Origin of the sequence: Hoyosella altamirensis (genome assembly GCF_014191505.1) — a bacterium.
In the GTDB taxonomy this organism is placed as follows: Bacteria; Actinomycetota; Actinomycetes; order Mycobacteriales; family Mycobacteriaceae; genus Hoyosella; species Hoyosella altamirensis.
Genome location: NZ_JACHWS010000001.1, coordinates 1,031,461 through 1,045,175, shown reverse-complemented (window position 1 = coordinate 1,045,175; position 13,715 = coordinate 1,031,461). Strand labels below are relative to the sequence as shown.

General features: G+C 63.3%; 13 protein-coding genes. 11 read left to right on the top strand and 2 right to left on the bottom strand.

The annotated features are described in order from the left end of the window. Positions 1–8 precede the first annotated feature (8 nt). A complete protein-coding gene (locus tag FHU29_RS05040; protein ID WP_064441715.1) occupies positions 9–647 on the bottom strand; it encodes a TetR/AcrR family transcriptional regulator in 639 nt (212 codons plus the stop codon). Positions 648–753: 106 nt separating this feature from the next. Between FHU29_RS05040 and FHU29_RS05035 the strand changes: the two genes are divergently transcribed. The 7 genes from FHU29_RS05035 to FHU29_RS05005 are packed head-to-tail and all read left to right on the top strand — an operon-like array spanning position 754 to position 9,715. Next, positions 754–1,887 carry a VOC family protein gene (locus tag FHU29_RS05035; RefSeq protein ID WP_064441713.1) on the top strand — a complete coding sequence of 378 codons (1,134 nt, stop codon included), beginning with the start codon at positions 754–756 and terminating at the stop codon, positions 1,885–1,887. Further along, a complete protein-coding gene (locus FHU29_RS05030; RefSeq protein ID WP_064441711.1) occupies positions 1,884–2,822 on the top strand; it encodes a fumarylacetoacetate hydrolase family protein in 939 nt (312 codons plus the stop codon). Before FHU29_RS05035 ends, FHU29_RS05030 begins: the two co-directional genes overlap by 4 nt. Positions 2,823–2,827: 5 nt before the next feature. Then, complete coding sequence (mhpA, locus tag FHU29_RS05025; protein ID WP_064441709.1) at positions 2,828–4,372, top strand: bifunctional 3-(3-hydroxy-phenyl)propionate/3-hydroxycinnamic acid hydroxylase MhpA; 1,545 nt, start codon at positions 2,828–2,830, stop codon at positions 4,370–4,372. Next, on the top strand, positions 4,369–6,141 hold the full coding sequence (locus FHU29_RS05020; RefSeq protein ID WP_064441707.1) for an AMP-dependent synthetase/ligase: 1,773 nt from the start codon (positions 4,369–4,371) through the stop codon (positions 6,139–6,141). The genes mhpA and FHU29_RS05020 overlap by 4 nt, the downstream gene beginning before the upstream one ends. Continuing rightward, complete coding sequence (locus FHU29_RS05015; protein ID WP_064441705.1) at positions 6,138–6,887, top strand: 1-acyl-sn-glycerol-3-phosphate acyltransferase; 750 nt, start codon at positions 6,138–6,140, stop codon at positions 6,885–6,887. The genes FHU29_RS05020 and FHU29_RS05015 overlap by 4 nt, the downstream gene beginning before the upstream one ends. Then, positions 6,884–8,050 carry a cytochrome P450 gene (locus FHU29_RS05010; RefSeq protein ID WP_064441703.1) on the top strand — a complete coding sequence of 389 codons (1,167 nt, stop codon included), beginning with the start codon at positions 6,884–6,886 and terminating at the stop codon, positions 8,048–8,050. Before FHU29_RS05015 ends, FHU29_RS05010 begins: the two co-directional genes overlap by 4 nt. A gap of 15 nt (positions 8,051–8,065) precedes the next feature. Next, on the top strand, positions 8,066–9,715 hold the full coding sequence (locus FHU29_RS05005; RefSeq protein WP_064441702.1) for an FAD-dependent oxidoreductase: 1,650 nt from the start codon (positions 8,066–8,068) through the stop codon (positions 9,713–9,715). A gap of 77 nt (positions 9,716–9,792) precedes the next feature. Here FHU29_RS05005 and FHU29_RS05000 read toward each other — a convergent pair whose 3' ends face one another. Then, on the bottom strand, positions 9,793–10,656 hold the full coding sequence (locus FHU29_RS05000; RefSeq protein ID WP_064441700.1) for a collagen binding domain-containing protein: 864 nt from the start codon (positions 10,654–10,656) through the stop codon (positions 9,793–9,795). A gap of 153 nt (positions 10,657–10,809) precedes the next feature. Between FHU29_RS05000 and FHU29_RS04995 the strand changes: the two genes are divergently transcribed. The 4 genes from FHU29_RS04995 (at position 10,810) to FHU29_RS04980 (ending at position 13,710) form a co-directional block, all read left to right on the top strand. Then, complete coding sequence (locus tag FHU29_RS04995; protein WP_232323041.1) at positions 10,810–11,295, top strand: hypothetical protein; 486 nt, start codon at positions 10,810–10,812, stop codon at positions 11,293–11,295. Between the two features lie 140 nt (positions 11,296–11,435). Further along, on the top strand, positions 11,436–12,083 hold the full coding sequence (locus FHU29_RS04990; RefSeq protein WP_064441698.1) for a TetR/AcrR family transcriptional regulator: 648 nt from the start codon (positions 11,436–11,438) through the stop codon (positions 12,081–12,083). Further along, positions 12,080–12,835: an SDR family NAD(P)-dependent oxidoreductase gene (locus tag FHU29_RS04985; protein WP_064441697.1), complete on the top strand. Its 756-nt coding sequence runs from the start codon at positions 12,080–12,082 to the stop codon at positions 12,833–12,835. Before FHU29_RS04990 ends, FHU29_RS04985 begins: the two co-directional genes overlap by 4 nt. Then, positions 12,832–13,710: an ABC transporter ATP-binding protein gene (locus tag FHU29_RS04980; protein WP_083962458.1), complete on the top strand. Its 879-nt coding sequence runs from the start codon at positions 12,832–12,834 to the stop codon at positions 13,708–13,710. Before FHU29_RS04985 ends, FHU29_RS04980 begins: the two co-directional genes overlap by 4 nt. The last annotated feature ends 5 nt before the right edge of the window (positions 13,711–13,715 follow it).

Sequence of the window (13,715 nt, the reverse complement as noted above, 5' to 3'; positions counted from 1 at the left end):
CGACTACGTCAGCGAGTTCCACTGTTAGGCAAGGGCCGCGACACGATCTCCCGCGCCTCCTCGCTGGAAAGACCGAACATGCGCAGCATGTTTCTGGCCACTTCGTCGGCAGCCTGGTCGATTTCCATGCCCGAGCGGCCCTCCATGATGTGCAGGGCACCGAGGATCGCGCCCCCGGTGCAGGCCAGTGCGACAACCGGATCTTCGACGTCGAAGCGGCCGGCGTCTAGGGCGTGCTGAATGTCGCGGAGCGCGCGCGGCGCCAATCCAGTGCTTGACTTCAGGTAGGCAGGCCCTGTGTTGGTGATGATTTGCGCGAGCTGCTGATGTGTACGAAAGAGCCGGACAGTGAGCCGGACACCCGCGGCGAACACTTCAGCTGGGTCTTCGATGCCTTGGGTGACCTGGTCGACCAACGCGCCGTGCTCGTCGAGCGTTTCCGCCACTGCGGCGTCGAACAATTCTGCCTTCGTGGTGAAGTGATTGTAGAAGGATCCGAAACCGACGTCGGCGAGGTCAGTGATCTCCTGAATGCTCGCTTCCGTCCCGCCGTCGCGGGCGAGTAGCGTGCGCGCGGCCGCGATCAGAGCGGCTCGCGTCCGCGCCTTGCGCCGCTCGAGTCGATTCACGACAACTGGCTCAGTCATGCACTCCACGCTAACACAAAACTGATTTGTTCATCAGTTTTGACAGTTGTTGACAACTGACTTCCCGTAACTGATGCTGTCATCAGTACCGCGGAAGGAATCGGATATGACCATACCAACCAAGGACGTTCACGAGGGGCTGCACAGCGAGCAGGGCGCCGTGCGTGGAGACCGCGTGCACAAGGCCAAAAACCCGGTAATCAAAGTCGAAGATCTCGCGTGGCTAGAGTTCGAAAAGCCCGATCTCGACGCTGCGGAACGCTTCGCGCACGACTTCGGCTTCATCACCGCCGCCCGCACCGCGGACACGCTCTATCTGCGCGGCGCACTCGCCGGAACACACTGCGTCGTCATCCGCCAGGGCGAGAAGTCACGCTTCATCGGCCCGGCCTTCAAAGCCGTCGACATCGCTGACGTGCACAAACTTGCCCAGTCGGCCAATGCGTCTGCCTACACGCTGCCGGGCCCAGGAGGTGGTGTCGGCGTCGATCTCCTCGATCCGTCCGGGATCCCGCTCCGCGTTGTCGCCGGCGTCGAGGAACTCCCCGAGCTTCCGCTCCTCCAGCGGAAGCTCATCTTCAATACCAATGGGGAATTGAACCGCGTCAACGCGACCCAGCGACCGCCGCGTGAACCGGCGCGCGTCGAGCGCCTGGGCCACGTCGTGCTCGAGTCCACTAACTTCAACAAGGCTCTCGACTGGTACCAGCAGAACCTCGGCCTGATCGTCAGCGACTTCCTCTACTTCCCCGGTCAGCGTGCGCAAGGCCCGACGATGGCGTTCATCCGCTGCGACCGCGGCAGCACCCCGGCCGACCACCACACCCTCGCGATGACGCTCGGACCCGGCCGCAAGTACATCCACTCCGCGTTCCAGGTCGCCGACCTCGATGCGCTGGCCGCAGGCAGCCAGTACTTGGAGGAAAACCGCTACAAGCACTCGTGGGGAATCGGGCGCCACATCGAAGGCAGCCAATTGTTCGATTACTGGCGAGATCCGGACGGTTTCCTCGTCGAACACTTCACTGACGGCGACATGTTCGACAACACCGTCGAGCCTGGCTGGGCCGAGATGTCGGCCAGCAGACTGTCGCAGTGGGGCCCGGCCGTCACCCGTGACTTCCTCGAAGCCAACCCGTCCCGGCACTTCATTAAGCAGATCGCGTCGGCACTCGCCGACCGTGACAACGAATTCACCGCCCGGCGCCTGCTGGGCCTTGCGAAAGTAGCCCTGAAATGAGCATCAACCTGATCCGATACAGCGACGGCTGGGGTGTTGTTTGTGGCACCGACATACTCCCGCTGCCAAGCACCTACGAGACCACAGCAGAGGTCCTCACCGCGGGGGTCAAGGCCGCCCGCGAGGTGTTGGCCAACCCCAAAGCCAAAGGGATCCCACTCGCGGACGTCACACCGTTGAACCCTCTGCCTGGCGCGCGAGTGCATTGCCAGGGCGCGAACTACCGGTCGCACATGATCGAGTCCGGCATGGATCCGAACCGGGCGTTCAACATGCTGTTCACCAAATCAACCGCCTCGATGTGCGGCGCCGATGACGACATCGTCCGCCCGCCGCATGTGAAACTGCTCGACTACGAAGTCGAACTCGGGATCGTTGTTGGTAAGCCGATCACGGAACCGGTAACCGTGACGCCGCAGAACCTAGCCGAATACGTCGGTGCCTTCGTGGTCGCGAACGATGTCAGCGCCAGGGACATCCAGTTGCCGCAAGGCCAGTGGTACAAGGGCAAAAGCTACCGCACCTTCTGCCCGGTCGGGCCTCACCTGTGCGTCCCCGAAAATGCGGAAGAGGTCGCCCGCTGGACGGAACTGCGGCTCACGCTGTCGGTCAACGGCACCAAGCGGCAGGACGCGCTCGCCGACGACATGGTGTTCAAGCCCGCAGCAACCCTCACCGAATTCTCCCAGCTTGAGAACTTCGAGATTGGCGACCTGATCCTCACCGGCACGCCCGGCGGAGTCGCCCTGCAGCCGCCCAAGGCGGTTGCGCAGAAGGTCGCCGGACTCCTCCCGGAAGACACTAAGTGGCAACTGTTCGTCAAGGGACAAGCCAAGAGCAACGCGTACCTCAAGCCCGGCGACCGGGTAATTACTTCGATCCGCACCGACGATGGCGCGGTCGACCTCGGAACTCAGCACAACACGGTTCGGTAAACGACATGCTGTACATCCCAGCCGTGGTGATTGGGGCCGGCCCCACCGGTGCTAGCGCCGCGATCATGCTCGGCCAGCGCAACATTCAGACACTAGTACTCGAACGCTGGCCGGAGGTTTACCCCCTCCCCCGCGCCGTCCACTTCGACGACGAGATCTTCCGGATCTTCGCCGCGATGGACCTCGAAGATGACGTAAATGCGATCTCCCGGCCAGCGCCTGGTATGCGCCTCACGGACGCCCAGCATCGCGTTCTTTCCGATCTTCGCCGCGAGCGTCAGATTCATGGTTACCCCCAAGCAAACATGTTCGATCAACCCGACCTCGAACGTGTGCTGCGCAAAGCGCTCGACAAGTACCCCTCGGTCGAGTTCCGCGGCGGCGTTGAGGTCTTCGCGGTCGAACAAGCACCCGGGGGTCCTGGGGCCGTGCGCGTTCGGTACCGCGAAGGCGACACCGAACATGAGGTCTGGACCGATGCAGTACTCGGCTGCGATGGCGCAAACAGCCTGACTCGCGGTGTGGTCGGTGCCAAGATGGAGAACTTCCGCTTTCAGCAGCAGTGGCTGGTCGTCGACATTGCCACCACGGAACCGCTCGATGTCTACGACGGCGTCCAGCAGGTATGCGACAGCGACCGCGCGGCAACATTCATGCCGATAAGTCCCGAGCGCTACCGTTGGGAGTTCCGACTCAAGGCCGGCGAGCGCCCGGAGGATTTCACCCATGATCGGGTGCTAGAACTGACCCTGCCTTGGCTCGAAGGCGTCGACTTGGAGAAGGTCACCTTCCTGCGCCAGACCTGCTACACGTTCCGCGGTGTCGTCGCCGACAAGTGGCAGCGAGGCCGGGTGTTCTTGCTCGGAGACGCGGCACATCAGACGCCGCCCTTCATCGGCCAAGGCCTGTGCGCCGGTGTACGCGACGTTGCGAACCTCGTCTGGAAGCTCGCCCTCGTACTGGACGGCAAGGCCGACGACCGGATTCTCGGCACCTACGAGGCGGAACGCCGACCGTACGCCCGCCGCGTTGTACAACTGGCGATCGTCGTCGGCGCCGCGATGACCGGCGGTCCGGCACAATTCAACTCGGCACGCAACGGCGTGATCCGCGCGGTCACCCGGCTTACCGGCAGCGAGGACCAGTTCGTCGCCGCGCTGTGGCCCACCTTCGGCAAGGGCCCACTCGTCCACCATGGCGGCCGAGGCAAACGGACCGGCGATGTCTTCGCTCAGCCAGTCATCGGAGGTCAACGCCTCGATGCACTGATCGGACTGAATTGGGCGATCATCTACCGCGGCGCGGACCGCACCGCCGCCTTCGACGCAGAAACCCGCAGTTTCTTCGAATCACTGGGCCTGTCAGTCGTTCGGGTCGGTGCTGACGACACTGAAGCACAGGCACTACTCGACTTCTACCGCGCCGATGCCGTGCTGATTCGCCCGGACCGCATCGTCGCGGCCGCCGCTGACTCCCCCGACCTGCGAACGTGGCAACGGCAGCTCGCCGCGGCCGGCATCAACCCGACGACCGTCAAGGAATTCCGATGACGACTCAAGCACCGCCCCTGGCCCACTCATCAACCGCCACACTGTTTCTCGAGCAGTGCCACCGTTCGGCCGACCGTGAAGCATTTCGCACTCCCGCAGAAGACGGCAAGTGGCGTTCGCTCACATGGGCCGAAACAGAATTGCAGGCGCGGGAACTTGCCGCTGGGCTCCTCGCTCTCGGTGTTCAGCGCGAGCAGCGGGCAGCGATCGCTGCGACCACCAGGCTCGAATGGGTGCTGGCCGATGCGGCGGTGGCACTGGCCGCCGCCGCAACCACCACCGTCTACCCGAGCACCAACGCCGACGATGTCGACTACATTCTCCGTGACTGCGGAGCCGTCGTTGTGTTCGCTGAAGACGAGACACAGCTAGCGAAGTTGCGCAACGGCCACAGGTTCGCCGGCGACGTTTCGCACGTCGTGCTGTTCGACGGCGCCGGCGATGGTGACAGGGTGCTGTCGCTCGGCCAACTCGCCGAACTCGGCCGCGATCACCTCAGCGAACACCCCGACGCCGTCGACCAGGCAGTCGCCGGGATCACGCCCGACAGCCTCGCGACGATCGTGTACACCTCCGGCACCACCGGACGTCCCAAAGGTGTCGAACTCACGCACGGCAACTGGCTCTACCTGGGGGCGGCGGTCGCCTCAGAGAACGTCATCCGGCACGATCACGTGCAGTTCCTGTGGCTGCCTCTGTCCCACGTGTTCGGCAAACTGCTGCTCGCCGCGCAGTACGAGGTCGGTTTCGTCACCGCCATCGATGGCCGGATCGACCGCATCGTGGACAACATCGGAATTATCCAGCCGTCGTTCATGGCCGCTGCGCCGCGGGTCTTCGAGAAGATCTACAGCCGCGTCGTCTCCACCACCGAGAGTGAGGGCGGACTCAAGGCCAAGATCTTCGCGTGGGCGTTCGGCGTCGGCATCGACGCGGTGCGTCGCAAGGCTGCGGGCAAAGTCGTCCCGCCGTGGCGGGCCGCGCAACTGGCCATCGCGGATCGCCTGGTGTTCAGCAAGATTCGCGCACGCTTTGGCGGCAATCTCGAATACCTCGTTTCGGGGAGCGCCGCCCTTCCGCCGCGGATCGCCGAGTGGTTCGCGGCCGCGGGTCTGCCGATTCTGGAAGGTTACGGACTCACCGAAACCACAGGCGCTTCCTTCGTCAACCGGCCCGGCAACGTCAAGATCGGCACTGTCGGGCAACCATTCCCGGGTACTGAAGTACGCATCGCCGATGATGGCGAGATACTGCTGCGCGGCCCGGGCGTCATGCGCGGTTACCACAATCTCCCCGATAAGACCGCCGAGGTGATCGACAGCGACGGCTGGTTCGCCACCGGTGACATCGGCGAACTCGATGATGAGAACTTCCTCGCGATCACCGACCGCAAGAAGGACCTGTTTAAAACCAGCGGTGGCAAGTACATCGCGCCAACGGCGATCGAATCTGCGATCAAGGCTGAATGCCCGATCATCTCGAACGCAATCGTCGTCGCCGACGGCCGCAACTTCGCGAGCGTGCTGCTGACCCTCGACCCCGACGCCATCGGCGAGGCCGTGGACGCCGAGGCAACGATCACGGGTGCACTCAAGAAGGTCAACGCTGGACTGAACAAGTGGGAGACGGTCAAGCAATACCGCATCCTCCCCCACGAACTCACTGTCGAAAGCGGTGAACTGACGCCGAGTCTGAAGGTGAAGCGTCCCGTGGTCATGCGGAACTACGCCTCGCTCATCGACGACATCTACTCAGGAAAACGCGCATGACGACCACACAGAGCGCCGCGGCTAACCTTGTCCGCCGGGCCGGATTGGCGATCGTTCGCCGCCACAACCAGCATGAGTTGCACGTCGACTCGCCGTTGCCCTCCGCACCGGCACTGCTGGTGAGCAACCACGGACACGGGGGAATCACCGACCTCAACGTCTACGCCCTCGGCGCCACACTCGACGAACTAGGTGTCAGAGACAGCGTCGTCTTCCTGACCCACCAGATTGCCTGGACACTGGGTTTTGGCGCGATCGCCGAGCAACTAGGATGCCGACCGGCCAGCAAAGAGTCGGCCGACGAAGCCTTCGCTGCCCGACAGTATGTCGCCGTCTTTCCCGGCGGTGACGTCGATGCTGCCAAACCGTACCAGGAGCGCCATCGCATCAAGTTCGGTGGACGAAGCGGCTACGCGCGACTCGCGATGGAACACGAGGTCCCGGTCGTACCCGTAGTCACGGCCGGTGCGGGCAACTCCTTGTTCGTGCTGTCCGACGGGCAGAAATTGGCGAAGGCACTCTACCTCCCCCGCCTCCTGCGCGTGAAAACGCTGCCGGTGACACTGTCGATTCCCTGGGGGTTGACGATCGGAATCACCGCGATCCTCCCGTACCTGCCACTGCCCGTGAAGATCACCACATCGGTGCTTCCGGCGATGTACCCCGAAGAGGGTGAAACGCCTGCAGACTTCGCCGCGCGGGTGGAGCAGGCGATGCAGGCGCGCCTCGATGGGCTGGTCCGATGAAGACTCTCAGTGTCCCTTCGGTCGACGTCGACCTGTACAGCACCGCCACGCTGAAGAATCCGCAGCCCGTCTACCGGCAGATCCGCGACACCGGGCCACTCGTGTGGCTGCCGCGGCATCGAATGTGGGCGATGGGCCGGTTCGACGATGTGCGTGAAGCGTTGCGCGACGATACGACCTTCCTCAGTAAACAAGGTGTCGCGGCCAACCCGATTGCCAACGCCCTCGGGCGATACACCACACTCTCCAGTGACAGTTCAACCCACCTGACGCGCCGCATGATCCTGATGCGGTCGCTGACATCGCGGGCGCTTTCACCGTCCGCCGAGGTGTTCGAGGCTGAGGCCGTCGAGACGGTCGAAAGGTTACTTGAGCAGAACTCTTTCGACGGCGTCGCCGACTTTTCCGCCCGGCTCCCTGTGCAGGCGGTCGCGGAACTTGTCGGCGTCAAGGTCACGCCCCACCAGATGCTGCGATGGGCCGGGGCAACCTTTGACGGGCTCGGTCCGGCTAACCTGCGGTCGCTGTCAACCTTTCATCGCTCGCTCGCCCTGTACCTGTACACGCTGCGTCTGAACCGTGCGGCCGTGAAGCCTGGCAGCTGGGCGTCCTCGATCTTCGACGCGGCCGATCGCGGTGAAATCTCCACGATCGAAGCCAAGAACATGATCATCGACTTCGTGGCACCCAGCCTGGACACCACGATTCTTGCTACAGCGCAGCTGCTCTGGAGTTTGGGAACAGTACCTGGTGCCTGGCGGCAGTTGCGCGAAGATCCCAGCCTCGTCCCGACAGCGGTCGTGGAGGCCGTTCGATTGGCATCTCCTATTCGCGGGTTCACCCGAATGGTCGCGCAAGACACCGAACTGCACGGCATCCGGCTCGGCCGGGGACAGCGAGTGGGCCTGCTCTACGCCGCGGGCAACATGGACGAACGCCACTTCGACCAACCCGAAAGGTTCACGCTGAACCGGCGCGGAAGCAACCTCGGCTGGGGTCACGGCATCCACACCTGCGTCGGCATGCAACTGTCGAAACTCGAGATGCAGACCCTCCTGCACGCCATGATCCCGCGGGTCGACACGATCACCGTCAGCGATCCAGTACCAGTACTGAACAACACCCTCCAGGGCTTCGCCTCGTTCACAGCCCGATTCAACTGATACACAAGGAATTTGATGGCACACGTCATTACGCAGGCCTGCTGCAACGACGCCAGTTGTCTGTCCGTCTGCCCTGTCAACTGCATTCATCCCAGGCCCGGCGAACCAGGCTTCGCGACCGCCGAGATGCTCTACATCGATCCGGCCGGCTGTATCGACTGCGGTGCGTGCGTCGACGAGTGCCCCGTCTCGGCGATCAAACCCGACGACAAACTCGACGAGACCAATCGCCACTTCCTCGACCTTAGCGCCGCCTACTACACCGACCACCAGCCGACTCGGCGTAAGCCAGTCACGCTGCCACTGCCGCCGCCGCCACGCCCCACGCACATTGCCGTCATCGGCAGCGGCCCATCGGCGTTCTATGCCGCCGAGGAACTGCTTTCACAGCCTGGAGTGTCGGTCGACATGTTCGAGCGCCTGCCCACCCCGTATGGACTGGTGCGAGCCGGGGTCGCGCCCGATCACCAGTCCACAAAAGCGGTCACGCGGATGTTCGCCGCCACCGCTGCTAGGCAGTCGTTCCGCTACTTCCTCAACGTCGAAGTCGGGCGTGACGTCACTCTCGACGAGTTGACCGCGCGCTACGACGCCGTGCTGCACGCCAGCGGCGCCGCCCATGATCGACGGCTCGGTATCGACGGCGAAGATTTGCCCGGCTCTGTCTCCGCGACCCAATTCGTCGCCTGGTACAACGGCCATCCCGACTTCGCCAACGAGCAGTTCGATCTATCCGGTGAGACGGCGGTTATCGTCGGAAATGGCAACGTCGCCCTCGACGTGGCCCGGATCCTCGTCAGTGATCCGGAGTCCCTGGCGTCCACCGATATCGCTGATCACGCCCTTACGGCGCTGCGAGGTTCGAAAGTGCGCGAGGTCGTGGTTCTGGGTCGGCGCGGGATTGCTGAGGCCGCCCACACCATCGGCGAGTTCGCTGCGCTGGGCAACCTTCCAGCAGTCGACATCGTCATCGATCCCGATGACCTGCAGCTCCCCACATCAACGGCGGCGGCCCTCGCCGACGGCACGCTCGACTCGATGCTCGCCGCGAAGATCCGCATCGCCCAGGCGTATTCCGGCCGTCCGATCACGCCAGGCAACCGGCGCATCGTGATGCGCTACCTCGTCGCACCCGAATCGATCATTGGAGAAAGCACCGTAGCCGGGATTGCGTGCGTCCACAACGTGTACACCGAAGGTGTGAAAGTCGCCGCGACCTCACAGCGTTTCACCACCGACACCGGTCTAGTCATCCGCGCCGCCGGTTATCGCGGCAGCCCCATCCCGGGTCTGCCCTTCGACTCAGAACGTTGCGTTGTGCCGAACGACGATGGCCGAGTACCGCAGACCCGAGGACAGTACGTTGCAGGGTGGATCAAACGAGGCCCCACCGGCGGTATCGGGATGAACAGAGTCTGCGGCCGGGAAACCGCGCGCACAATCCTCGCCGACCTCGCTTCCGGTCAACTTCGCTCGCCCGAGATCCCGCGCGGCGACGTCATGGATCTCCTCAAGGCCCGCGGTGCTCGCCCCATCGACGCAGATGGATGGTCGCGGATCGACCGGCACGAGCGATCGGCGGGTCATCGAGCCGGGCGACCGCGAGTAAAACTCGTCGATACTGCCGAGTTGGAGGCGGCGGCGCGTCGTCCGAGGCACGAGTAGCGGAGTAGGCCAAGGCTATTCGAATCGGGCGCAAGGAGCATTACCAGAAGCTCCTCAGGTGGGTTCGATCGAAGCCGTCAGCAGCTCCCTGCGGCGCCCGCCTGAGTGACGTGGAGTGTTTCGTCGAACCCGTCTCGGAGCATCCTGTGCCGGCCGTACTCGTCGATCGTGCAGGGCGAGGTGCGCCCGCGTATCCCTTCCACCTGGACGCAGTCGAGCGATGAAGTCACCGCTACGCTGCCGTCGGCTGCGGTCGCTCCGGTGTAGAACACACCTGATCCGCCGGTGCAGCGGGACACGGTGAGTTCGCGGCCAGCTACAGGCTCACCTGTTCCTGAGTCGACGAGCCGGAAGGTTCCAGTGATCGCGGGGCTATCGTCGAGGAACAGCAGGTCGACTGTTTTCTCCTGTCCGGCAACCAATTGCGTTCCCAAGTAGCTTGTCGGCAGTGGGTTGGCTTCGATGGGAAGTTCGACGAGCCCGAATCCGTAGCATCCCGCTGGCAGGTCGCTCAGGACTGCGGTGCCATCAGCACCGGTTGTCGGCATACCTGCCGTGGGCAGCTGGAAGTCTGTGGGTTCCACCGAGTCGCAATGGTTCGAGCCTGTCACGGAGACAGAAACGCCAGGAATCGGCACACCTGATTCGGTGGCCGCCGAGATGATGAAAGTGCCGGTACCAGTCGCGGGGTCACCTTCTGCGCTGCCTGAATTAGCTACTGGCTCGGTGGGACTCGAGGGTTCTGGAGCCGCTGGCGATACGGGCGCATTCCCGACCGCGTTGTCAGCCTCATTTACCGGGACGGTCGTTGTCGCGGCTTCGCTAGTTGCAGGCGCGGTCCCTGTTGCTGTGGCAGACGTGATTTCGGTGTCTGCACCGCATGCCGTCAGGAAAAAGACCGGCAGTACGGCGGCGGCCGCAACCCAACTCTTGTGACTCACAGATAGCCTTCCGATTATTGAACGCGTACGTTCGGGTCAATCGAGGGCTGGCGAGAGTCCGTTACGTCTTATTACCGTTTGTGATCTTGTCGAGTTGTGCTCGTTACCTCCGCGTTGCTCAGCATGTTCCGTGCCGCCACTACGATCGATGGCGTGCCTCACGACAGACGAGAAGCTTTGCGGCGCAAGTATCTGAGTCTTGGCGTGGGAGAACTCGTGGCTGCAGCGGTGTTCGCTGTCGTCCTGCCGCGCCTGACCTCCGCTGAGAACGCGGCGGCGATGTGGTGTGCGCTCGTCCCGTTGCTGGTAATTCTTGTGCAGGCCAGCGTCTACTGGCTCGCAGCACGCCGCTGGGTTCATTCCCGGCCAATGCCAGCCCGAATCGCCGCTGTTTACAGAGGGTTTCGCGCATTCAACGTCGCGCTCCTCGCGGCTGGCCTTATTGGCATCCTGGTCTGGATGCCCAGCACCATAGGCGCGGCGCTCCTAGTTCTTGCCGTGTGGGCATTCGGCGTCGTCGAGTACGTCAATTACTTTGTCGTGCGACTGTCCTACCCAGTCGGGTCCTGGCTGTCCAGAATTGGACAGTGGCGGACGCCTCGACTGGTTCAGGACATCCAGTCGAGCGAGCCGCGCTAGGTCCGCGCATACAACCCTCCCACTTGTGCGGGAAAACGCACCGTCCCGCTCGTCGATCCGCGTGCGGTTCTCTGCACATGTCGGGCGCACTCACAACTCCTCCCTCGACACCCACTGGCCGCTTGTGCTATTTTTTGGCTGTGCAGCCAGATTCTGAAACAGACAGCCAAAGCAAGCGGTCCTTCATCGAGGAAGCTCGCCGTGCGCAGATCATCGACGCCGCGATCACGACGATCGCGGATTCAGGCTATTCCAGCGCTTCGATGGCGCAGATCGCGAAAACCGCCGGCATCAGCAGGGGTTTGATTTCGTACCACTTCGCGAATAAGGACGAACTCATCGCGCAGGTAGTCATCAAGGTCTACACCGACGCGGGCGAATACATAGGGGCCCGCGTCAGCACGGAATCGACACCGGCCGAACAGCTGCGCGAGTACATCGCGTCCAACCTCGACTACATGGCCGTCCATCCCAAGGGAATCATCGCGCTCGTCGAGATCTTCTCGAGCGGAGCACTCGCGAACCTCCCCGGCATCGACGCGAGCGAAGGCGAAGAGCAGTCGATCGGGCCCGTCGTCGAGGTCCTCGCGCGCGGACAGCAACTTGGGCAGTTCGCCGACTTTAACCCGCGGTTCATGGCGCAAGCGCTTCGGAACGTCATCGACGGGGTGTCACCTCACCTCTCAGACCCGCAGCTCGACCTGGAGATGTACAAGCAGGAAATCATCACCATGTTCGAACGCGCCACCGGCGCCCAGCGCCCATCTGAGGAGGTTCCGGAAACATGATCGAGCTTCACAACAAAGCAGCCCTGATCACCGGCGGCGCGAGCGGCATCGGCGCGGCAATTGCCCGCCGCCTCGCATCGCATGGCGCGAGAATAGCCGTCGCAGATTTAGATTCGGCCAAGGGTGAGCAGGTTGCCGCTGAGGTCGGTGGCCTTTTCGTGCGCACAGATGTGAGTAACCAGTCCGACTACGCCAGGGCATTCGAGGTCGCCGGTCACATCGACATCGTTGTCCTCAACGCGGGCGTTGGCGGCTTCGGCAACCTTACCGAAAGCTTCGACGCAGATAGTTACCACCGTCTTCGCGCCATCAACTTCGACGGTGTCGTCTTCGGCATCCAGGCAGCACGCCAGCATTTCGCCGAACACGGTGGCGGCACGATCATCGTGACGTCCAGCCTGGCAGGGCTTTTCGAGAGCCCACTCGACCCTCTGTACGCCGCGACGAAGCATGCGGTCATCGGGCTTGTCAGGTCGATGGGACCGGTACTCGCGCCGGAGGACATCACAATCAATGCGCTGTGCCCCACCGTGATTGATACGCCGATCTTCCCCCGTGAAGTGCTCGACGCAATTAGGGCCGCTGGTATCGCCGTGCTCGACGCCGAGAAGGTAGCGGACACGGTCGACGCGATTCTCGCTAGCGACAGCACTGGTCAAGCGTGGCCTGTTCTCCCCCATCAGCTTCCAGCTCCGTTCGCCTTCCCAGAACTACCGGAGTTGATGACCAACCGCACCGAGGTGATGTCATGACCAGCCCAATCATGCGCGTGCGCGACGTGACTCGCAGCTACGGCGACGTGGTCGCAGTGGACGGCGTGTCCCTCGACATCGCACCGGGAGAACTCGTCGGATTGCTCGGCCCGAACGGGGCCGGTAAGACGACGCTGATCAACCTGCTTGTTGGGTTACGCCGCCCGGACTCCGGCGCGGTCGAGTTGTGTGGCGGCAACCCACGCGATGAGGCCACACGCCAGGCCATCGGCGTCACTCCGCAACAAACAGCGCTTCCGGAAGCGTGGCGCGTCGGCGAACTCATCGACTTCATCGCCGCTCATCATCCGAACCCGACGAATCGCCATGACCTGCTCGTACGTTTCGACTTGCAGGACTTGTGTTCCCGCCAGATAGGTGGGTTGTCCGGCGGCCAGCAGCGTCGCGTCGCGGTGGCGCTGGCGTTCGCGGGGAACCCGCGAGTGGTTTTCCTCGACGAACCGTCAACAGGACTTGATGTCGAGGCGCGACACCAGCTCTGGTCAGGTATCCGCGCGTTCCACGAAGAAGGCGGAACGGTATTGCTCACGAGCCACTACCTGGAGGAGGTCGAGGCGCTTGCGCAGCGTGTCGCCGTTGTCGACCGCGGCCGCGTCATCGCGGACGGAAGTATGCGCGACGTTCGGCGCCTCGTAAGCCTGAAACGGGTTTCGCTGATCTGTCCCGAGCTGCCCTCGATCCCTGGTGCCGCGCGCGTCGAAAACAACGACGGCCACACCCACGTCCTGACGAATGATGCGGACCACTTCGTGCGCGAACTGGTGACGTCGGGAGCACGCTTCTCAGACCTCGAGATTCGTTCTGCCTCTCTTGAAGACGCGTTCCTCTCGATCACCAGCAAGCACGTCGCCTGACCGCG

Bases quoted from the DNA above. Each gene is read 5' to 3' on its own strand.
- FHU29_RS05020 (WP_064441707.1), top strand. From the start codon at position 4,369: ATGACGACTCAAGCACCGCCCCTGGCCCACTCATCAACCGCCACACTG.
- FHU29_RS05005 (WP_064441702.1), top strand. From the start codon at position 8,066: ATGGCACACGTCATTACGCAGGCCTGCTGCAACGACGCCAGTTGTCTG.
- mhpA (WP_064441709.1), top strand. From the start codon at position 2,828: ATGCTGTACATCCCAGCCGTGGTGATTGGGGCCGGCCCCACCGGTGCT.
- FHU29_RS04980 (WP_083962458.1), top strand. From the start codon at position 12,832: ATGACCAGCCCAATCATGCGCGTGCGCGACGTGACTCGCAGCTACGGC.
- FHU29_RS04985 (WP_064441697.1), top strand. From the start codon at position 12,080: ATGATCGAGCTTCACAACAAAGCAGCCCTGATCACCGGCGGCGCGAGC.
- FHU29_RS05040 (WP_064441715.1), bottom strand. From the start codon at position 647: ATGACTGAGCCAGTTGTCGTGAATCGACTCGAGCGGCGCAAGGCGCGG.
- FHU29_RS05010 (WP_064441703.1), top strand. From the start codon at position 6,884: ATGAAGACTCTCAGTGTCCCTTCGGTCGACGTCGACCTGTACAGCACC.
- FHU29_RS05015 (WP_064441705.1), top strand. From the start codon at position 6,138: ATGACGACCACACAGAGCGCCGCGGCTAACCTTGTCCGCCGGGCCGGA.
- FHU29_RS05030 (WP_064441711.1), top strand. From the start codon at position 1,884: ATGAGCATCAACCTGATCCGATACAGCGACGGCTGGGGTGTTGTTTGT.
- FHU29_RS05035 (WP_064441713.1), top strand. From the start codon at position 754: ATGACCATACCAACCAAGGACGTTCACGAGGGGCTGCACAGCGAGCAG.